This is a genomic window from Arthrobacter sp. FW305-BF8, from assembly GCF_021789315.1.
Classification (GTDB): domain Bacteria; phylum Actinomycetota; class Actinomycetes; order Actinomycetales; family Micrococcaceae; genus Arthrobacter.
In genome coordinates this window covers 4,018,602-4,036,719 of record NZ_CP084561.1, presented here as the reverse complement: position 1 = coordinate 4,036,719, position 18,118 = coordinate 4,018,602, and the positions used below count along the sequence as shown (strand labels likewise).

At 66.7% G+C, this 18,118-nt stretch carries 18 protein-coding genes; 13 read left to right on the top strand and 5 right to left on the bottom strand.

All coding sequences use genetic code 11. The features are described from left to right. Position 1: 1 nt before the first annotated feature. The 6 genes from LFT45_RS18325 (at position 2) to LFT45_RS18300 (ending at position 7,072) form a co-directional block, all read left to right on the top strand. Positions 2-2,053: a bifunctional aldolase/short-chain dehydrogenase gene (locus tag LFT45_RS18325; RefSeq protein ID WP_236805016.1), complete on the top strand. Its 2,052-nt coding sequence runs from the start codon at positions 2-4 to the stop codon at positions 2,051-2,053. Then, the gene (locus LFT45_RS18320; RefSeq protein WP_442863574.1) at positions 2,050-3,573 is read left to right on the top strand and encodes a rhamnulokinase; all 1,524 of its coding nucleotides are present in this window, start codon (positions 2,050-2,052) and stop codon (positions 3,571-3,573) included. The genes LFT45_RS18325 and LFT45_RS18320 overlap by 4 nt, the downstream gene beginning before the upstream one ends. Before the next feature lie 90 nt (positions 3,574-3,663). Next, the gene (locus LFT45_RS18315; RefSeq protein WP_236805015.1) at positions 3,664-4,968 is read left to right on the top strand and encodes an MFS transporter; all 1,305 of its coding nucleotides are present in this window, start codon (positions 3,664-3,666) and stop codon (positions 4,966-4,968) included. Between the two features lie 338 nt (positions 4,969-5,306). Then, a complete protein-coding gene (locus LFT45_RS18310; protein WP_236805014.1) occupies positions 5,307-6,443 on the top strand; it encodes a 3-deoxy-7-phosphoheptulonate synthase in 1,137 nt (378 codons plus the stop codon). A 98-nt stretch (positions 6,444-6,541) separates the two neighbouring features. Further along, complete coding sequence (locus tag LFT45_RS18305) at positions 6,542-6,754, top strand: helix-turn-helix domain-containing protein (protein ID WP_003797758.1); 213 nt, start codon at positions 6,542-6,544, stop codon at positions 6,752-6,754. Positions 6,755-6,973: 219 nt separating this feature from the next. Beyond that, the gene (locus tag LFT45_RS18300) at positions 6,974-7,072 is read left to right on the top strand and encodes a 30S ribosomal protein bS22 (protein ID WP_003792170.1); all 99 of its coding nucleotides are present in this window, start codon (positions 6,974-6,976) and stop codon (positions 7,070-7,072) included. A gap of 171 nt (positions 7,073-7,243) precedes the next feature. On the opposite strand, the gene LFT45_RS18295 is transcribed toward LFT45_RS18300, so the two are convergent. Next, positions 7,244-8,062, bottom strand: a complete 819-nt coding sequence (locus LFT45_RS18295; protein ID WP_236805013.1) for an HAD family hydrolase — start codon at positions 8,060-8,062, stop codon at positions 7,244-7,246. Positions 8,063-8,145: 83 nt separating this feature from the next. On the opposite strand from LFT45_RS18295, the gene LFT45_RS18290 reads away from it, so the two are divergent. Further along, entirely contained in the window at positions 8,146-8,403 is a 258-nt protein-coding gene (locus LFT45_RS18290; protein ID WP_236805012.1) for a glutaredoxin family protein, read from the top strand. Between the two features lie 86 nt (positions 8,404-8,489). After that, positions 8,490-9,203, top strand: a complete 714-nt coding sequence (locus LFT45_RS18285; RefSeq protein WP_236805011.1) for a redox-sensing transcriptional repressor Rex — start codon at positions 8,490-8,492, stop codon at positions 9,201-9,203. 97 nt (positions 9,204-9,300) lie between these two features. Here LFT45_RS18285 and LFT45_RS18280 read toward each other — a convergent pair whose 3' ends face one another. Together LFT45_RS18280 and LFT45_RS18275 are read right to left on the bottom strand one after the other, a co-directional pair. Next, the gene (locus LFT45_RS18280; protein WP_236805010.1) at positions 9,301-10,122 is read right to left on the bottom strand and encodes a hypothetical protein; all 822 of its coding nucleotides are present in this window, start codon (positions 10,120-10,122) and stop codon (positions 9,301-9,303) included. Positions 10,123-10,505: 383 nt separating this feature from the next. Next, on the bottom strand, positions 10,506-11,054 hold the full coding sequence (locus LFT45_RS18275; RefSeq protein ID WP_236805009.1) for a YceI family protein: 549 nt from the start codon (positions 11,052-11,054) through the stop codon (positions 10,506-10,508). Positions 11,055-11,252: 198 nt separating this feature from the next. Between LFT45_RS18275 and LFT45_RS18270 the strand changes: the two genes are divergently transcribed. Genes LFT45_RS18270 through ccsB form a run of 5 tightly spaced genes read left to right on the top strand, consistent with a single transcriptional unit; the run spans position 11,253 to position 16,146 of the window. Beyond that, on the top strand, positions 11,253-11,918 hold the full coding sequence (locus LFT45_RS18270) for a histidine phosphatase family protein (RefSeq protein ID WP_236805008.1): 666 nt from the start codon (positions 11,253-11,255) through the stop codon (positions 11,916-11,918). Positions 11,919-11,921: 3 nt separating this feature from the next. Beyond that, a complete protein-coding gene (locus LFT45_RS18265; protein ID WP_236805007.1) occupies positions 11,922-12,533 on the top strand; it encodes a TlpA family protein disulfide reductase in 612 nt (203 codons plus the stop codon). A 6-nt stretch (positions 12,534-12,539) separates the two neighbouring features. Beyond that, positions 12,540-13,295 carry a cytochrome c biogenesis CcdA family protein gene (locus LFT45_RS18260; RefSeq protein ID WP_236805006.1) on the top strand — a complete coding sequence of 252 codons (756 nt, stop codon included), beginning with the start codon at positions 12,540-12,542 and terminating at the stop codon, positions 13,293-13,295. Then, positions 13,295-15,037, top strand: coding sequence for a cytochrome c biogenesis protein ResB (resB, locus tag LFT45_RS18255; RefSeq protein ID WP_236805005.1), 1,743 nt, complete (start codon positions 13,295-13,297; stop codon positions 15,035-15,037). The genes LFT45_RS18260 and resB overlap by 1 nt, the downstream gene beginning before the upstream one ends. Next, positions 15,037-16,146 (top strand): c-type cytochrome biogenesis protein CcsB, encoded by a 1,110-nt coding sequence (ccsB, locus tag LFT45_RS18250; protein ID WP_236805004.1) that lies wholly within the window; start codon positions 15,037-15,039, stop codon positions 16,144-16,146. Before resB ends, ccsB begins: the two co-directional genes overlap by 1 nt. A gap of 127 nt (positions 16,147-16,273) precedes the next feature. Here the strand turns inward: ccsB and LFT45_RS18245 are convergent, their stop codons facing one another. After that, entirely contained in the window at positions 16,274-17,299 is a 1,026-nt protein-coding gene (locus tag LFT45_RS18245; protein ID WP_236805003.1) for a DUF808 domain-containing protein, read from the bottom strand. Between the two features lie 151 nt (positions 17,300-17,450). After that, complete coding sequence (locus tag LFT45_RS18240; RefSeq protein WP_236805002.1) at positions 17,451-17,969, bottom strand: PLD nuclease N-terminal domain-containing protein; 519 nt, start codon at positions 17,967-17,969, stop codon at positions 17,451-17,453. Positions 17,970-18,118: the final 149 nt, after the last annotated feature.

Genomic DNA, 18,118 nt, shown 5'->3' with positions numbered 1-18,118 from the left:
CATGAACATGCAGAACACAACAAACAAGACTGTTGAAGACCTGATCGCCCGTTCCAACCGCCTTGGCGCGGACAAGCGGAACACGAACTTCGCCGGCGGCAACACCTCCGCGAAGGGCGCCGAAAAGGACCCGGTCACTGACGAGGACGTCCAGCTTCTGTGGGTGAAGGGCTCCGGCGGTGACCTCGGCACGTTGAAACCGGGGAACCTTGCGGTGCTGCGGCTGGACCGGCTGCAGGCGCTGAAGAACGTCTACCCGGGCGTGGAGCGTGAGGACGAGATGGTGGCCGCGTTCGATTACTGCCTGCACGGCAAGGGCGGCGCCGCCCCGTCGATCGACACCGCCATGCACGGCCTCGTGGACGCCGCCCACGTGGACCACCTGCACCCCGACTCGGGCATCGCCGTCGCCACGGCCGCCGACGGTGAAGCATTGACCGCCAAGATCTTCGGCGACAAGGTGGTCTGGGTGCCGTGGCGCCGGCCAGGGTTCCAGCTGGGCCTGGACATCGCTGCGATCAAGGACGCCAACCCGCAGGCCATCGGCACCATCCTGGGCGGGCACGGCATCACCGCCTGGGGCGAGACCAGCGAGGAAGCCGAAGCCAACTCGCTCTGGATCATCGAACAGGCCGAGCAGTACATCGCCGCCAACGGCAAGGCCGAGCCCTTCGGCCCGAAGCTGCCCGGCTACGCCCCGCTGCCCGAGGCTGAGCGGCGCGCCAAAGCTGCCGCGCTGGCCCCGGTGATCCGCGGCCTGGCCTCGGCGGACAAGCCGCAGGTGGGCCACTTCAGCGACGAGGCCGCGGCGCTTGAGTTCCTTGAAGCCGCCGAGCACCCCCGCCTGGGCGCGCTGGGTACCTCCTGCCCGGACCACTTCCTGCGCACCAAGGTCAAGCCGCTCGTCCTGGACCTGCCCGCGGACGCCTCCATCGAGGACTCCGTGGCCCGGCTGAAGGAACTGCACGCCGCCTACCGCGAGGACTACCAGGCGTACTACGACCGCCACGCGGATGCGAACAGCCCAGCGTTGCGCGGCGCCGACCCCGCCATCGTCCTGGTCCCCGGGGTGGGCATGTTCTCCTTCGGCAAGGACAAACAGACCGCCCGGGTGGCCGGGGAGTTCTACCTGAACGCGATCAACGTGATGCGCGGCGCCGAAGCGATCTCCACCTACGCCCCGATCGAGGAGGCCGAGAAGTTCCGCATCGAGTACTGGGCCCTGGAGGAAGCCAAGCTGGCCCGGATGCCCAAGCCCAAGTCCCATGCCACCCGCATCGCCCTGGTGACCGGGGCGGCGTCGGGCATCGGCAAGGCCATCGCCACCCGCCTCGCCGCGGAGGGCGCCTGCGTGGTCATCGCGGACCTGAACCTCGAGAACGCCCAGGCCGTCGCCGCCGAACTCGGCGGCCCGGACGTCGCCGTCGGCGTCCAGGCCGACGTGACCAACGAGGCCCAGGTGGCCGCCGCGATCGACGAGGCCGTGCTGGCCTTCGGCGGCGTGGACCTGGTGGTCAACAACGCCGGCCTGTCCATCTCCAAGCCGCTGCTGGAAACCACCGAGAAGGACTGGGACCTCCAGCACAACGTCATGGCCAAGGGCTCCTTCCTCGTGGCCAAAGCCGCCGCGAAGGTCATGATCGACCAGGGCCTGGGCGGGGACATCATCTACATCTCCTCCAAGAACTCCGTGTTCGCCGGCCCGAACAACATCGCCTACTCCGCCACCAAGGCCGACCAGGCCCACCAGGTCCGCCTGCTCGCCGCGGAACTGGGCGAGTACGGCATCCGCGTCAACGGCATCAACCCCGACGGCGTGGTCCGCGGCTCCGGGATCTTCGCCGGCGGCTGGGGCGCCAAGCGCGCCGCCGTCTACGGCGTGGACGAGGAGAAACTGGGCGAGTACTACGCCCAGCGCACCCTGCTCAAGCGCGAGGTCCTGCCCGAACACGTCGCCAACGCCGCGGCCGTGCTCACCAGCAACGAACTTTCGCACACCACCGGCCTCCACATCCCTGTCGACGCCGGCGTCGCGGCAGCGTTCCTGCGGTGAACACCGTACCTGCATCCCCTGTAGGGGGAGATGTCGACGGCGGCCTGTTCGCCGGCAGTGTGTTCGCCGCTGTCGATATTGGCGCCTCCTCGGGACGCGTCATCCTGGGACGCATCAGCACTGGAGGAGAGGCCGACGGCGGCCGGCGGGCGGCGCTCGACGTCGTGCACCGTTTCCCCAACGGTGTGGTGGAGTCCGACGGCGGCCTGCGCTGGGACTTCGACGCCCTCTTCGCCGAGGTGCTCACCGGCCTCGCTGCCGCGGCCCGCATTGCGGGCGAGCGTGGGGAAACCATCATCAGCATCGGCATCGACACCTGGGCGGTGGACTACGGCCTGGTCAATAAGGCCGGCGAACTCACCGCACAGCCCTACAGCTACCGGGACGAGCGCAGCCGCGCCGCCGTCGCCCGCGTGCACCAGAAGCTGGACCCGGCACGGCTCTACGCCACCACGGGGCTGCAGTTCCTGCAGTTCAACACGCTCTATCAGCTCGCCACCGAACCGGATTTGGGCGGGCTGCAGGCCCTGCTGATCCCGGACCTGATCGCGTTCCTGCTCACCGGGGTCCGCCGCGCCGAGGCCACCAACGCCTCCACCACAGGGCTGTTCGATGCCGTCGCGGGGGAGTGGGCCAGCGAGCTGTTCGGACCCCTGGGCCTGCCCCAGGATCTGTTCCCGCCGCTGATCCAGCCCGGCGAAACCCTCGGCACCCTGCTGCCCGGAATCGCCGAGCGGACCGGGCTGCCTGAGGCAACGAAGGTGGTGGCCGTCGGCTCGCACGACACCGCCTCGGCCGTCGCCGCCGTCCCCGCGACAGCGGACAGCAACGAGGAAAACTTCGCGTACATCTCCTCCGGCACCTGGTCCCTCGTCGGGCTAGAGCTGCAGCACCCGGTGCTGACCGAAGCCAGCCGGGCGGCGAACTTCACCAACGAGCGCGGCGTGGACGGCACCACCCGGTACCTGCGCAACGTCGGCGGCCTCTGGCTGCTCAGCGAATGCCAGCGCACCTGGGCCGGCGCCGGTTACCGGCCGGCGATCGGGGACCTCCTCGACGCAGCCGCGGCCCTGCCGCCCGGCGGGCCACGGATCAACCCCGACGACCCCGCCTTCATCGCCCCGGACAACATGCCGGACCGCATCCGCGCAGCAGTCCGCAACACCGGCGCCGTCCTTCCCGACGAGCCTGCAGCAATTGTCCGCTGCATCCTGGACAGCCTGGCCGCCGGCTACGCACGCACCATCGCCGACGCCGAACGCCTCGCCGGTGTTGCCGTCGACGTGGTGCACATCGTCGGCGGCGGCTCGCAGAACACGCTGCTGTGCCAGCTCACGGCCCAAGCCACCGGCAAACCGGTCATCGCCGGCCCGGTCGAGGCCACGGCCCTCGGCAACGTGCTTATCCAGGCCCGCGCCGCAGGTGCGGCCGCCGGCGGGTTGCCGCAACTCCGCAAAATAGCCGGTGCCGGAACGGCCCTGCGCCGCTACCAACCCCTGACACTCGATGCGGCGATCTGACGTCGTCGCGCCATTCTTGAAACGTATCAAGACAGGGCACGCCCAACGCGGCTGCCCGGCGCCAACGGCGTCGCCAGAGAAAGATCCAGAATGACCAAAACCCCAGAGATCGGCGGCTGGAAGGCCACTGTCGCTGTGTCCATGTCCAACTACATCGAAGCCGGATCCATCATCGCCCTGGCCACGAGCCTGACGCTGTGGCAGGAATATTTCGGGTTCAGCAACCTCGTCGTCGGCCTTATTGCCGCCCTCAGCGCCAACGCCTTCGGTGCCGCAGTCGGGGCGATGGTCGGCGGCCCGCTGGGCGACCGCTACGGCCGCAAGTTCATCTATACCTACGACCTCATCCTCTACATGATCGGCACGGCCCTGGTGATTTTTGCCGTGGCACCGTGGATGCTCGTCGTCGGCGTGATCCTCACAGGGATCGCCGTCGGAGCCGGAGTGCCCGTTGCCTGGACCTATATCGCGGAAGAGGCGCCCTCCGAACAGCGGGCCCGGCACGTGGGCACCGCGCAGTTTGCGTGGTCGCTCGCTCCGGCCCTGGTCTTCCTCCTTGCCACCGTCGTCGTTCCGCTGGGGCTGCTGGGAAGCCGCCTGGTCTTCGCCCACCTGTTCGTCATCGCCTTCATCACCTGGTGGATCCGCCGCCGGCTGTCCGAGTCCCACACCTGGAAGAAGTCGAACGAAGCGCGCCTGCTGGAGGAAGCCTCCGGCATTAAGCGGCGAAACTACCGCGAGCTGCTGACCAACGCCACCAACCTGAAGGCCATCCTTTTCCTCGTGGGCGTCTACGCCCTCTGGAACCTGGTTGCCGGGCAGATGGGCATCTTCATGCCGCGGGTCTACGAGTCGTCCGGGGTCGAATCGTCCGCTGAGCAGAACCTGCTGCAGGTGCTGCTGTGGACGCTTACCGTCGCGGCCACGTACTTCGGCTTCATGAAGTACGGCGACCGCGTCGACCGCCGCCTGCTGTACGGGATCGGCGCCGTGCTGGGCCTTGCCGCCTGGGTCCTGCTGGTCTTTGTCCACGTCACAACGCCGGTACTGATTCTCTTCGCGGCGCTGTGGGGCATCTCGGCCGGCATCGGCGCGCAGGCCTTCTATGCGCTGTGGGCGGCAGAGATGTTCGCGACGCGCTACCGGGCCAGCGCGCAGGGTGTCCTCTTTTTCGTGGCCCGGATCGTTGTGGGCCTGCTGAGCTACTGGTTCCCGACGCTGCTCGCCGAGCGCGGCGTGCCCTTTGTCGGCGCCATCATGATTGGGGCCTTGGTGGCGGCCCTGCTCATCGGGGTCATCTGGGCTCCGGACACCCGCGGCAAGAGCCTTGAGCAGATCGAGGAGGAACGCTACGGAGAGCCCGCCAAGCAGCGGGTGGAACAAACCACAGCGTAAACACGGTCAGTCCAGCGCGAACGTACACTTGTGGCTCCTGGGAAACGCTTCCTAGGGGCCACAACTGTACGTCCGCGCTCCTCGCCGGTCTGCGGTGCTGCATGGTCCGAATGTGACGCAGTTGATTTGGTGATCCGTCAGTGCGGGCTTATGGTCGTTTCCATGACTAACCGTTGGTATGCGTATTTTTCGTTGGCTCTGGAGGGGCCCGCGTCTAACTGACACGCATCCAACTTTCCTTCAGAGCCAACAGGGCAGAGATCATTCTCTGCCCTTCGCCATTTCTACGGCGGGTTCTGATCAGGGGCCCGCTCCCACCCGGAACAGGACCCCCGAAAATGAGCGCAACAGCCACCGAAACCCAGCAGCCGTCGTCGAAACGCCAGTCCACGTCGAACCTGAGGGTCAGCGAGTTCACCGCCCTGCCCACGCCCCAGGAGATGATCGCGGAACTGCCGCTGGACGCGAAGGCGGCCGACGTCGTCGAACGCGGCCGGGATGAAGTCCGGGCCATCATGGACGGCGTTGACGACCGCCTGCTGGTGATCGTGGGCCCCTGCTCCATCCACGACCCCAAGGCCGGCCTGGAATACGCCCGCCGGCTGGTGAGCCAGGCCGAGAAGCACCGGGAAGACCTGCTGATCGTCATGCGGACCTACTTCGAGAAGCCCCGCACCACCGTGGGGTGGAAGGGCCTGATCAACGATCCCCGGCTGGACGGCAGCCACGACATGGTCACCGGCCTGCGAGCGGCCCGCAGCTTCTTGCAGCAGGTCACCGCCCTGGAACTCCCCACCGCCACCGAGTTCCTCGAGCCCATCAGCCCGCAGTACATGGCCGACCTCATCTCCTGGGGTGCCATCGGTGCGCGGACCACGGAAAGCCAGATCCACCGGCAGCTCGCCTCCGGCCTCTCCATGCCCATCGGGTTCAAGAACGGGACCGACGGCGACCTCCAGGTCGCGGTGGACGCGTGCAGCGCCGCGGCCGCAGCCCAGGCTTTCCTCGGGATCGACGGCGACGGCCGGGCCGCGCTGGTGTCCACCGCGGGCAACCCCGACACCCACGTGATCCTCCGCGGCGGCCGCAAGGGGCCCAACTACTCCGCCGCCGACGTCGAAGCGGCCTCCGCCAAGCTCGCCGCCAAGAACCTCAATCCGCGGCTGATTGTGGACGCCAGCCACGCCAACAGCGGCAAGAGCCACCACCGCCAGGCCGAGGTGGCGCTCGAGATCGGCGCCCAGCTGGAGGACGCTGGAACGGCTGCCGGGGCCATTGCCGGCGTCATGCTGGAGAGCTTCCTGGTGGGCGGCGCACAGACCCTAGACGTGGCCGATCACGCCGCCGGCCGCTCGGACCTGGTCTACGGCCAGAGCGTCACGGATGCCTGCATGGAGTGGGATGTGACGGCGTCCGTGCTTGAACAGCTGGCGGCATCCTCGCGGAAACGCCGGGCTTTCACAATGGCCACGTGAGCATCTAGAGTAACTAGCACACGGTTGTTCGATGGCTCAGCATCGGCGCACACCGCAGATAGACCGGCGTCGTTGCTGAGAGCAAAGGAATATGGGTAATGTCCGCAGAGTCGAACTTCTCGAACGCCAAGTTCTTGACCGTGGCCGAGGTGGCTGAGGTAATGCGTGTCTCCAAAATGACCGTGTACCGCCTTGTCCATTCGGGGGAGATGCCCGCCGTCAGGTTCGGCCGCTCCTACCGCGTCCCGGAGACCGCCGTCGAACAGTACCTCAAGGGTGCTGTCGTGGACGGTCATACGGGCACCGCCTAACCGGACCGACTGACCGCACCGATCCCGTGGTTGCTGCAGCCGCCTTGGGGGCCGCTGCACGCCACGGAGTGTGCTGGTCAGGGGATGCTCCGGATAAGCGGTACCCTGTTAAGGAACGTTTTACGTCATTGTAAGAATCTGTCAGTTGTTCAGTCTGTTGCTCAGTCCACGGACCTTCTCCATCAGACAGGTACTGCATCTAGTTTGTAAGGAACTTTCGTGGGTTCAGTTATTAAGAAGCGTCGCAAGCGTATGGCCAAGAAGAAGCACCGCAAGTTGCTTCGCAAGACCCGCCACCAGCGCCGCAATAAGAAGTAGAGTCCGCTCTACGCGTCAATGCCCGTTCCCTTTCGAGGGTGCGGGCATTTTTGCGTCCGGCGACGTTCCTGGCTGACGACGCGCGTGCCGCCCAGCGACGCACAAAATGCCTGGCGCAGGGGGAATTCCCGCGTCGTGGGGAAATTTGCGCGTCGCGGGGAAAGAAGCGCGTCAGGCGCGGGGGCCGCGGAAGCGCGTGTAGCCCCGCCACAGGCCGTAGACGGCTCCGCCTGCCGTGGCTGCCTTGAGGCCCAGGGTGGCGGCCCGGCGGCCCGAGCGGAAGTCGTAGACCGGCCAGTTGTGCTCGCGGGAGTGCTTGCGCAGGCGGCCATCCGGGTTGATCGCCACCGGGTGCCCCACCATCGTCAGCAGCGGGATGTCATTGTAGGAGTCGCTGTAGGCCCAGCAGCGCTTCAGGTCCAGGCCGTGCGCATCCGCGATGCCCTGTACCGCCACGGCCTTGGCTGCGCCGTGCAGAATGTCCCCGACGAGCCTGCCGGTGTAGAAGCCGTCCTTGGTTTCGCCCACGGTCCCGAGGGCGCCGGTGAGCCCCAGCCTGGTGGAAATCACCGTGGCCACCTCGATCGGCGTCGCAGTGACGAGCCATACCTTCCGGCCCACCCGCAGGTGCTGCTCGGCCAGGGCTTTCGCCCCCGGCCAGATCCGGGAGGCGATCATCTCGTCGTAGACTTCCTCGCCCAGCGCCCGGATGTCCTCCTCCGTGATGCCGGCGGCGAGCCTCAGCGCTGAATCCCGCACCGCGTGGACGTCATTGAGGTTCTCGCCCCGGAGTACGAACTTGAGCTGCTTCCACGCCATCCCCGCAGCCTGCGCCAGCGTGAAGGCTCCGCGCTGGTGCATTTTCCTGGCCACGTGGAACAGGCTCGCCCCGCGCATGAGGGTGTTGTCGACGTCGAAGAAGGCTGCCTCGCCGTGTTGCTGCTTTGCAACCGGACGGTGGGCCACAGCGACGTACTTCTCCTCGGGCATGCCACTGAGTCTAGTCAATGCAGTACCCCGCGGCTGACTGCCGCCGCGTCGCTCACCGCCGGGAACGGCGATACGGTTGAAGCATGGCAAACCCCGACGTCGTTCTCCTCACCAAAGCTGACTGCCACCTGTGCGCAGCGGCGCGCGACGCCGTCGGGCGGGTGACTGCCCGGCTGGGACTTTCGTGGTCGGAGCGGCAGTTGGACTCGGACGACGAACTGCGCGACCGCTATGCCGAGGAGATTCCAGTGGTGCTGGTTGACGGGATCCAGCGCGACTTCTGGAAGATCGACGAGGCCCGCCTGGAGCGTGTCCTGCGCCGCGCCATCGCAGGGGATTAGCCGATTTCGAACAATGGCGCTTGCTTTGTTGACTTAACTGATGGGGATCTAGAGTGGACTCACAACGCGACGCAACGGAGCAGATAGTGACTTCGCTCGATTCACCACCCCAGGCCGTGCCCGGGCCAGCCGGCCCAACTGCGCCTACGGGGGCTGCCGGTAAGCAGATTCCGCCGGCGGCCGTGGCCCGGCTGACGATCTACCTGCGCGCCCTGAACTCCCTGCTGGCCGAAGGCACCGAGCGGGTCTCCTCCGAATCACTGGCTGAGCTTTCCGGGGTCAGCTCCTCAACGCTCCGCAAGGACCTGTCCCACGTGGGCTCCTACGGCACCCGCGGCGTGGGTTACGAGGTGCAGTACCTGAGCCGCCACATCGCCGCCGCACTGGGCCTGACGCATGACTGGAAGGTCGCGATTGTCGGCGCCGGCAACCTGGGCAAGGCGCTGGCCCGCTACGGCGGCTTCGAATCCAGGGGCTTCGACGTGGTTGCCATCTTCGACGCTGACCAGATGGTGGTGGGCAACGAGGTGGGCTGGCTGCGGGTCAGTGACGTTGCGGACCTGGAAGCTGTCCTGGAGCGGACCGGCACCAACATGGTGGTGCTGGCGCTGCCTGCCGCAGTGGCCCAGAGTATCTGTGACCGGGTGGTGGGCGCCGGCGTGCGCAGCATCCTCAGTTTTGCTCCCGTGATGCTCCAGGTGCCCGACGGCGTGACGCTGAGGAAGGTGGACATGGCCACCGAGCTGCAGATCCTGGCCTACCATGCGCAACGGGCGCAGACGCCCGGCCAGCCGGAGTAACTCCGGCCTTTCAGGAATCCGCGCCCGTTGGCGGCAAGAGACTTAGTGCTTTGCAGGTGCCTGGCGGCTTGCCCGTAGCTGGCACTGTGCGCTTTGCCTAGCGGCCGTACGGACCGCCCGGCTGCGAGTAGGGGTTGGCGAACGGCTGCGGCTTTTGGAAGTACGGTGCCGCTCCCGGCAGGTACAGCATGATGATCGCGGCGATGCCGAGAAGGCCCACCAAGGTGTTCAGGCCCGCCGGGAAGAGGGTGAACACGGACAGAGCGGCAAAGACGGTGCCCAGAATGCGGGCCCAGTTCTTGCCCTTCCGGACGTTGAACGCCACCAGCGCGTAGAGGCCGGCGCCGATCAGGGCAAAGACCACCATGGTTCCGATGATGAAGCCCTTGACGTCCTCGAAGGCGATGTCCTGGCCGCTGCCGCGCAGCTGCTCTTCGAACGTGCTCCGCATGGCCGGGTCATCCAGGGTGGGAATCGTGATCAGGATGGACAGGATCCACAGGACGCCCGCAGCGATGATCATCCAGAAGGAATAATTCACCAGCTTCGGGACGCCGTCGCCGGTGGCTGCCTGGGCCTGTTCCGACGGGTACTGCCCGTAGGGGGACTGGCCATAAGGGCTCTGGCCGTAGGGCGACTGGCCGGACTGCGGCTGTCCATACTGCGGCGGGTTCTGGCCATACTGGGGCTGTCCGTATTGTGGAGCACCCTGTCCGTACTGGGGCGAATTCTGGCCGTACTGTGGTGCGTTCTGGCCGTACTGTGGGGTGCCCTGCTCGCCCTGGCCGTACTGCGGTGCGTTCTGCCCGTACTGGGGCGCGCCCTGACCGTAGCGGGGCTGCCCGCTGCCCGGCTGGGATCCGTCGTTGGGCTCGTTGGAGCCGGGGTCATTGGAGTGGGGGACTGGAGGATTGCTCATGAGCGGTCCTTTGCGTAGTGACGTTCTGAATCGGCTACCGGTTCAGACGCCTGCCCTCCCCAGCATGGTTCACTTCCCACCGTACCCCTCAGCAGGTCCGCGGCGGATCATTCCGGAGAGGTATTCCAAAAGGCGGGCCAACATGCGGAAACGCTGCCAACAGGGGATTCTCCGCTGTGAATATCGGCGGCGTCGCCGGGAAGCGTTGCCGTCGAGAGTTGGCGGGTGTCGATCAGGGTCGGCCCCGTGCCGCGGCGAGCAGTTCTGCGAGCTGGGGACCCACATCAGCGTCGTGGCCAACGCCGAACGCCCCGCCTGCGGAAAATCCGCGGACGGGGCGTTTCGGGGCGAGTAGCCGTGGCTGCGGGACGGGCCCGGGAGACCTACGCTGCAGGTGCGATGAAGGCCAGTTCCAGGTTGATGGCAACCTTGTCGCTGACCAGGACGCCGCCGGCTTCCAGCACGGCGTTCCAGGTCAGGCCGAAGTCCTTGCGGCTGATGGTGGTCTCGGCGGAAACACCGGCGCGGGTGTTGCCGAAGGGGTCAACGGCAACGCCGTTGAATTCGGTCTCGAGGGAGACGGGGCGGGTGACACCCTTGATGGTCAGGTCGCCCTGGAGCTCGTAGCTGTCGCCGTTGGCAACGAGGCCGTTGGAGACGAAGGACATTTCCGGGAACTTCTCGACGTCGAAGAAGTCTTCGCCGCGGACGTGGGCGTCGCGGTTGGCGTCGCCGGAGTCGAAGCTGGCGGTCTTGATGGTGGCCTCGACCTTGGTGGCCGTTACGTCCTCGGCGAGGTCCAGGGTTGCGGCGGCGTCCTTGAACTGGCCCCGGACCTTGCTGATGCCGGCGTGGCGGACAGTGAAGGCGATCTCACTGTGGGAGTTGTCGAGGGTCCAGGTGCCGCGGGTGAGTTCGGTGGAAAGTGCCATGGTGGTTCTCCTTGTATCAGTAGGTCAATCGGGTGATCATTGAAGCTTTCGTTGAAGCCTCAACTAACTGCTGCATCCAGTATAAACATGCATTTGCATCTTTTATTCCACCGCCGGGGAACTTTTTGAAAAATTTCTGAGTTCTACTTGATGTAGAAGATTTCGTCATTACCCCTGCCCTTTGAGAAACTGGTAGACATGCCCCAAGCCACTGTCCATTTGCTCCGCCACGGCGAGGTCCATAACCCCACAGGTGTCCTGTACGGCAGGCTGCCTGAATTCCACCTCTCCGAACTTGGCCGGCAGATGGCGCAGACGCTCGCCGAGCACTTCCGCGAACGCGTTTCCCAGGGCGCCAGCATCGTGTACCTGGTGGCGTCGCCGCTCACCCGCGCCCAGGAAACTGCCCAGCCCACCTCGGAAGCTCTCGGGCTGGACATCCACACCGACGCTCGCATCATCGAGGCGGAAAACTACTTCGAAGGGCTCAAAGTCACCAAGGCCGAGCTGCGCAAACCCAAGCACTGGCCGCACCTGATCAACCCTTTCCGGCCCTCGTGGGGCGAGCCCTACAAACAGCAGGCAGCCCGCGTGACGGAGGCCGTCCAGGAAGCGCGCGCGAAGGCGGTCGAACTGGGCGGCGACGGTGCCGAGGCCATCCTGGTCTGCCACCAGCTTCCAATCTGGGCCACGCGGCTCAGCGCCGAGGGCAAGCCGCTGTGGCACGATCCGCGGAAACGCGAATGCACGCTGACCTCCCTCACCTCCCTGGTTTTCGGCGACGACGGCGCCCTGCTGCGCGTGGAGTACAGCGAACCCGCCGCCGCCCTTCTTCCCGGTGCCTCGAGCACCCCCGGAGCCTAAGTTATGACTGAAACACCCAAAAGTTCCCGCCGCAGCGTCCTTGCCGCCGGCGGCCTGGCCCTCACCGCGATCACGCTGGGCCTGTCCGCCTGCGCCCAGGAGGACGCCCTGGCCAAGCAGGCCAAGGCCGGGGACAACAAGAACTACGTGGCAGGCGACGGTTCGGTGACTGAGTTCGCCGCAGCCGAGCGCAAGTCCGGCATCCAGATCCAGGGAACCCTGTTCAACGGCACCGCCGTTGCCCCCGAGGATTTCCTGGGCAAGGTCACCGTGCTGAACTTCTGGTTCGCCGGTTGCGCGCCCTGCCGGGTGGAAGCGCCATCCCTGGAGGCCCTCCACCAGGAGTTCAAGACCAAGGGCGTCCAGTTCTTCGGCGTGAACCTGCGCGATGAGAAGGCCACAGCCGACGCCTTCGACAAGACCTTCGGCCTCACCTACCCGAGCTTCGACGACAAGGACGGCAGCGTGCTGCTGGCCGTGTCCGGCCTGGTGCCCCCGGGCGCCGTTCCCACAACGCTCGTGGTGGATAAGCAGGGCCGGGTGGCGTCGCGCGTTCTGGGGGAGATCGAGAAGGGCACACTCAAAGCTCTCATCCAGTCCGCCGTGGCAGAGTAACCTCCCGTGAACAGCCCCTTCGCCGAAGCCATCCTGAACGGTTCGCTGCTGCTCGCCATCCCCGTGGCGTTGCTGGCCGGACTCGTGTCCTTCCTCTCGCCGTGCGTGCTCCCGCTGGTGCCCGGATACCTGGGCTACGTCACGGGGCTCACGGGCGTGGACCTGCAGAAGCAGAAGCGTGGCCGCATGCTCGCTGGCATCGGCCTGTTCGTTCTCGGCTTCTCGGTGATTTTCGTGCTGCTCGGCGGCGCGTTCGGACAGTTGGGCTCGCTGATCTCGGGCGGGCAGAACGCCTGGGTCACCCAGATCCTCGGGGTCCTGGTGATTCTCATGGGCGTGGTGTTCATGGGCGGCTTCTCCTGGTTCCAGCGCGACGCCAAGATCCACGCGAAACCGCCTGCGGGCCTCTGGGGCGCTCCGCTGCTGGGAATCACGTTCGGCCTCGGCTGGGCACCCTGCATCGGCCCCACCTACTCCGCCGTCCAGCTCCTGAGCCTCTCCGGCGGCTCCTCCGCCGCGAAGGGCGCGTTCCTGGCCTTCGTCTACAGCCTTGGGCTGGGCATCCCGTTCCTGCTGATCGCCCTGGCGGTGCGCCGCGGCGCGGGCGTGATGTCCTTCTTCCGCAAGCACCGGCTGGCCATCCAGCGCACCGGCGGGGGAGTCCTGATTGTTCTGGGCATCCTGATGGCCACGGGTCTGTGGGGAGCCTGGGTCACCGAATTGCAGTACTGGTTCCAAACCGACGTGAAGTTGCCGATCTGATGAGCGAGCGTGTGAAGTCAACCGAGAAATCCCCGGCCGAGGACGCTGGCCAGCCCGGGCCTGCCCATAAGGACGGCGCGCCCAAAGACGCCGTGAAGGCCGCCAAGGCCGGGGCCGCCCTCCCGTCCCTGGGCATCGTGGGCATGCTCCGCTGGGCCTGGACCCAGCTGACAAGCATGCGCACCGCGCTGTTCCTCCTGCTGCTGCTGGCGGTGGCCGCGGTGCCCGGATCGCTGTTCCCGCAGCGGCCTGCCAACCCCTCCGTGGTGACGCAGTACATCAAGGACCACCCCGACTACGGCAAGCTGCTGGATTCGGTGCAGCTGTACGACGTTTACTCCTCGGCCTGGTTCTCGGCCATCTACATCCTGCTGTTCATCTCGCTGATCGGCTGCGTGGTGCCCCGCGCCATCGCCCACTACAAGGCCATGCGTTCGCAGCCGCCGCGCACCCCGAAGCGGCTGTCCCGCCTGCCCGAGTACGGCACCCTGGTGGTGCCCGCGGACGCCGGGATCCCGGCGTCGGACGCCATTGACGAGGCAGCGGCGCTGCTGAAGAAACGCGGGTACCGCGTTGAAGTAAGGCACGACGACGGTGCGCGGCCGTCTTTGGGCGCCGAGCGCGGCTTCCTGAAGGAAGTGGGAAACCTGGTCTTCCACACCTCGCTGATCGGCGTGTTGGTGTCCGTGGCCGCCGGCGGACTGTTCGGCTACAGCGGCCAGCGGATCCTCGTGGAGGGCGACACCTTCGTGAACACCCTGGTGGGCTACGACCAGTTCAACCCCGGCACCAACTTCCAGAGCAGCCAGCTCCAGCCCTACTCCATTCAGCTGGACAAGTTCCAGGCCACATTCGACCGCGAATCGCAGGGCAAGTTCGGCCAGCCCATCGACTTCACGGCGGACGTCACCACCAAGGAAAACCCCGGGGCGCCGGCCAAGAAGGAAGTCCTCAAGGTCAACGACCCCGTCACACTCGGCGGCACCAGCATCTACCTGACGGGCAACGGCTACGCCCCAGTGGTCACGGTCCGCGACGGCAAGGGCAACGTGGCCATGCAGGGTCCCGTGGTGGCCAAGCTGCAGGGTGAGAATTACTACTCCTCCGTGGTGATCAAGGTTCCCGACGCGAAGCCCGACCAGCTGGGCTTCGCCGGCTTCTTCCTGCCGACGGCGTTCGTGACCGAGCAGGGCATCTCCTTCAGTGGGGACCCGGACCTCATTAACCCGCAGCTGAGCCTGAACTCGTACTACGGCGACCTCGGCCTGGACAAGGGTGCGCCGCAGAACGTGTTTGAGCTTGACGTCAAGGGCCTCAAGGAGCTCAACAGCCGCAAGGCTGAGGCAGGTGGCATCACGCTCGCACCGGGCAACACCTACACGCTGCCCGAAGGCAAGGGGTCCATCACGTTCGACGGTGTGAAGAAGTACGTGGGCCTGGACATCCACCACAACCCCGGGCAGCTTTCGGCACTGATCTTCGCGCTCCTTGCCGTGGCCGGCCTGATCGTCTCGCTCTACGTCAACCGGCGCCGCGTCTGGGTCCGCACCGGCACCCACGAAGACGGCCGGACCATGGTGGAATACGGTCTCCTGGCCCGCGGCGAGGACCACCGGCTAGCCGGCGAAGCCGCAACGCTGCGCAGCCTGCTGTCGCGCCAGTGGAACATCGACCCCGACCCCGAAACAGCACCTTCCAACTCCTCACCAGCCGGCTCGCCTGAGCCGAAGAAGGACCAGTAATGTTTCCCATCAACGAGACCATGGGCCAGTACAGCGAGCTCTTCATGCTGCTGGCGGCCGGCACCTACACCGTCGCCTTCATCGCGTTCGCGTGGGACCTGGCCAGGAGTAGCAAGTCCCTGAAGGCGATTGACCTCAAGGCCGCAGCTGCAGATGCGTCGGCGGCTACGTCCGCCAAGGTTCCGGTGGCGGCGGGCGCGTCCGCAGGAGCAGCCACGCCGCGGGCCGCGGGCAGCGGTGAGGGCCGCCTGTCCGGACCGGCAGACCGTGCCGAGCGGCCGTCGTCGTACGCCTCCTCCGCGGACGGCGCCGCCGGGCAGACCGCCGACGACAGCATGCGCTACGGCGAACGCCGGGCGCCCGCACGCGTTGCCGTGGCCTTGACCGTCCTGGGCGCCGCGATCCACGCCGCAGCCGTGCTGACCCGCGCTGTCGGCGCCGGCCGCGTGCCGTGGGGCAACATGTACGAGTTCCTCACCACCGGCGCGTTCGTGGCTGCCGCCGTGTTCCTCGTCGTGCTGATCCGCCGCGACCTGCGCTTTCTCGGCACGTTCGTGGTGGGCCTGGTGGTCATCATGCTGGTGGCCGCCTCCGTTGCGTTCTGGACGCCCGTCGGCCACCTGGTGCCCGCGCTGCAGAGCTACTGGCTGATCATCCACGTCTCCATCGCGGTGCTGTCCTCGGCGCTGTTCACGCTGACCTTCGCCATGTCCGCGCTGCAGCTGGTGCAGTCGCACCGGCAGAGGACCATTGCGGCCGGTGGTGCGGACAAGCTGGGCTTCATGCGCCTGGTGCCGTCCGCGCTGAGCCTCGAGAACCTGTCCTACCGCATCAACGCGATCGCCTTCATCGGCTGGACCTTCACCCTCATGTTCGGTGCGATCTGGGCAGAGAAGGCCTGGGGCCGGTTCTGGGGCTGGGACACCAAGGAAGTGTGGACCTTCGTGATCTGGGTGGTTTACGCCGGCTACCTGCACGCCCGTGCCACGCGCGGCTGGACGGGGACCCGCGCGGCCTGGCTGTCGATCGTGGGCTACCTGTGCGTGGTCTTCAACTTCACCATCGTGAACCAGTTCTTCAACGGCCTGCACTCGTACTCCGGGCTTTAGGCGCTGCCGAACCATCAAGACGGGCCGCTTGGCTCTCCGATTCACCAAGAAGGGCCGCTCAGCTTGCTGCTGGGCGGCCCTTTGGCGAAACGCTCGAACTGCTGTTTCCCGCCCGTGCGGGTACGAGCTAGGGGGCGGGATCGACGTCGCGTTTCGTTGGCTGAGGTCCGGCGGCTGTGGCGCGGACGTCTCCGTCCCCGTGCCCGCCCTTCTCCTTGCCGAAGGGCAGCACTTTCATCAGCGGGTGCATGACAGCCACGATGACGAGGCCCCACGCGATTCCGAGGACGGCCGAGCACAGGGTGTTCACGAGCCAGGCCAGGAAGCCGCCCACCACCGGGATCCCGGCGAAAGGTGTCTCGAGGGCATGGACCAGGTCATACGGCGCGTGCCAGCCGAGGTCGTGTGCCCCCTGCAGCATGATGTGGCCGCCAACCCAAAGCATGGCGATCGTCCCGACGAGGGTTATAGCGCCCAGCACCGCGGGCATCCCCTTGACGAGCAGCTCGCCGAAGCGCTGGGAGCCCGCTGAGTCCTTGGTGGTCAGGTGCAGGCCGACGTCGTCCATTTTGACGATGAGCGCCACCGCACCGTACACGGCGATGGTGATCACAAACGCCACGACCACCAGGATGAGCGCGCGGACCCACAAGGACTCAGTGGCCACCTCGTTCATGGCGATGACCATGATCTCGCAGGACAGAATGAAGTCCGTGGTGATGGCGCCCTTGACGACTTTGGCCTCCGCCCCCGGCCCCCGATCGACCGCCGGCGCGTCTTCCTCCGCTGAGTGGTGGCCGCGGAGCTTGTGCCAAACCTTCTCGGCACCCTCGTAGCAGAGGTACGTGCCGCCCAGCATGAGGATGAACGGAATGATCCCGGGGACGAAGGCGCTGACGAGCAGCAGCGCCGGCAGGATGATCAACAGCTTATTCCGGAGCGAGCCCCAGAAGATTTTCTTGATCATCGGCAGTTCGCGGGACGGATCCGCCCCGGACACGTACTGCGGGGTGACGGCAGCGTCGTCGATGACCACGCCGGCGGCCTTGGCCCCAGCCTTGGCAGCACCGGCAGCGACTTCGTCCGCCGACGCGGCGGCTATCCGGGCCAATGCGGCGACGTCATCCAACAGTGCGACGAGACCGCCGCTCACAGGTCGCTCCCGCACGGTTCGACGGCGGACGGCTGGGCGTGGAGGGCTCGACTAAGGCGCGTGATTGGCATGTTCGGAGTATACGTGGCAGGCATGAATAGGCAGGATCCAAGCGCCTGTACCCTCAACATCGTGATGGGCTTCGAGGGTGCTACTTCGCCTCGGGGTTACCTTCGGCGTTGGCCTCGCCGGCGGCGCCCGGCTTGCGTGGACCCGGCTCACCACCGGCTGGGCCGCCGGCATCCGAACTGCCGCTGGTGGCTCCCGGAGCGGCAGTGCCCGTAGTTCCCGTGCCTGCAGCTCCCGTGCCTGTGCTGCCCGAGCGGTGGGGGCCGCCGTCGGCCTGGGTCTTCCGCGCGGCGTCGTCCCTCAGCTTGCGGAGGCGTTCCGCCTCGGCCTGGCGGCGACGCTGCTCGAGGTTCCGCAGGAAGTCGGGGTCGTCGTCGGGGGCGGTGGGGTGGTGCTGGTAGACGGGCTGGGCCACGGCCGATGCGCGGGGGCGGCCGATCAGGAACCACAGCGCCGCGCCGATGAGCGGCAGGAGTGCAACCATGATGATCCAGGTTGTTTTTGAGAACCCGCGCGTGAAACGGCCATCGGTCCGGATAACGTCCACCAGTCCATAGACGTAGATGGCGAGAACGGCGACTGCGATGGCGACACGAGGCATGCAATCAGTCTAGCCGCCGCGTGCCCCGGCGGAGATTACAGTATGCCCACAGTAATGCGCCAGTAAAACGCCGAACGGCAGTCCCAGGTGACATCGGACCTGGGCCGGGCCACGTGCCCCGAGACGGCCGGAGCAAGGCGAACAGGGCG

Coding starts and splice junctions, on each gene's coding strand:
- LFT45_RS18325 (WP_236805016.1), top strand. CDS start 2: ATGAACATGCAGAACACAACAAACAAGACTGTTGAAGACCTGATCGCC.
- LFT45_RS18315 (WP_236805015.1), top strand. CDS start 3,664: ATGACCAAAACCCCAGAGATCGGCGGCTGGAAGGCCACTGTCGCTGTG.
- LFT45_RS18310 (WP_236805014.1), top strand. CDS start 5,307: ATGAGCGCAACAGCCACCGAAACCCAGCAGCCGTCGTCGAAACGCCAG.
- LFT45_RS18305 (WP_003797758.1), top strand. CDS start 6,542: ATGTCCGCAGAGTCGAACTTCTCGAACGCCAAGTTCTTGACCGTGGCC.
- LFT45_RS18295 (WP_236805013.1), bottom strand. CDS start 8,062: ATGCCCGAGGAGAAGTACGTCGCTGTGGCCCACCGTCCGGTTGCAAAG.
- LFT45_RS18290 (WP_236805012.1), top strand. CDS start 8,146: ATGGCAAACCCCGACGTCGTTCTCCTCACCAAAGCTGACTGCCACCTG.
- LFT45_RS18280 (WP_236805010.1), bottom strand. CDS start 10,122: ATGAGCAATCCTCCAGTCCCCCACTCCAATGACCCCGGCTCCAACGAG.
- LFT45_RS18275 (WP_236805009.1), bottom strand. CDS start 11,054: ATGGCACTTTCCACCGAACTCACCCGCGGCACCTGGACCCTCGACAAC.
- LFT45_RS18270 (WP_236805008.1), top strand. CDS start 11,253: ATGCCCCAAGCCACTGTCCATTTGCTCCGCCACGGCGAGGTCCATAAC.
- LFT45_RS18265 (WP_236805007.1), top strand. CDS start 11,922: ATGACTGAAACACCCAAAAGTTCCCGCCGCAGCGTCCTTGCCGCCGGC.
- resB (WP_236805005.1), top strand. CDS start 13,295: ATGAGCGAGCGTGTGAAGTCAACCGAGAAATCCCCGGCCGAGGACGCT.
- ccsB (WP_236805004.1), top strand. CDS start 15,037: ATGTTTCCCATCAACGAGACCATGGGCCAGTACAGCGAGCTCTTCATG.
- LFT45_RS18240 (WP_236805002.1), bottom strand. CDS start 17,969: ATGCCTCGTGTCGCCATCGCAGTCGCCGTTCTCGCCATCTACGTCTAT.